Source organism: Xanthobacter sp. BG11Y11_SDJG, assembly GCF_057364445.1.
In genome coordinates this window covers 1-950 of the sequence record NZ_JBNFNU010000759.1, presented here as the reverse complement: position 1 = coordinate 950, position 950 = coordinate 1, and the positions used below count along the sequence as shown (strand labels likewise).

Genomic DNA, 950 nt, shown 5'->3' with positions numbered 1-950 from the left:
GGGTGTTCCCTCCGGCGGCAGCATCAGCGCCGGTGGGCTGGGCCAGGGGGCAGTGGGCCGATGGGGTGGGCAGGGCGCTTGCGGGCGCGCCGGGCGTCCCGCGCTCCGTTTCCCCGTCCCCGCCGTGGCAGATGATGAAGACGATCCCCGCCGTGCCGGCCTGCGCCGGCGCGGCCATGTATCCGGCGGGCAGCACGGCGCGGATCAGGAACAGGACCGCCAGCAGCGCGGCGGCGCGCTGCCTTTCGGTCGAGAATGGCGATCCGGTCAGCCGCACGGGGACCTCGTCGGCACTGGGAAAGGCCTGGCGACCGGCCAGGGACGCGCTCCCTGTTCGATAGCGGCACGCCGCGGCTGAGCCATTGCGCCAGCGCAAAGTCCGGCGCGCGCCTTGAACCTCCGGCCCATCGTCGCTATCTGCGCCTCAACACAAAGCAGGCGGCCGCGCCCATGAACTCCTTGAAACTGCTCGCCCTCGACGAGGAAGACCTCGCCATCCTCTCGGCCCATCTCCAGGACGCGCTGGTCAAGCGCGCCGACATGGGCTTCCTGCCGCGCGCGCAGCGCTTCGCGCTGCTGCTCAACCGCTTCGACTGGGACCACAAGGCGGCCACCGGCGAGACCGTGCGGCGGCGGGCGGGCCTGCATTTCGAGCGCGTGCGGCAGGTCCAGTGCCGGGGCGTCGAGGAGGCGCTGCGCGAGGGGGTGCTCAACCTCCTCGCCGTCACCTTCGAGGTCACGGACGCGCCCTCGGGCTTCGTGCTGCTCACCTTCTCCGGCGGTGCCGAGGTGCGCCTCAACGTGGAGTGCATCGAGGCGAGCCTCAAGGATCTCGGCCCCGCCTGGGGCTGCGCCCACGTGCCCAAGCACGCCGCCGGCAGCGCCGCCTGAGGCGGCCGGAACGGCCGAACGGCGAACGCTTCCGCGACCCCCGCGACCGGCGGCCAGCG

Annotated in this window: 1 protein-coding gene and 1 pseudogene; one reads left to right on the top strand and one right to left on the bottom strand. The window is 73.1% G+C overall.

Annotated features, from left to right (window positions below):
- Positions 1–277: pseudogene (locus tag AC2W7M_RS26345) on the bottom strand (hypothetical protein); the annotation flags it as partial.
- A gap of 173 nt (positions 278–450) precedes the next feature.
- Here AC2W7M_RS26345 and AC2W7M_RS26340 point away from each other — a divergent pair.
- A complete protein-coding gene (locus AC2W7M_RS26340; protein WP_486136129.1) occupies positions 451–891 on the top strand; it encodes a DUF2948 family protein in 441 nt (146 codons plus the stop codon).
- Positions 892–950: the final 59 nt, after the last annotated feature.

What these genes read in the sequence shown, in the direction of transcription:
- AC2W7M_RS26340 (WP_486136129.1), top strand. Translation starts at nt 451, where the DNA reads ATGAACTCCTTGAAACTGCTCGCCCTCGACGAGGAAGACCTCGCCATC.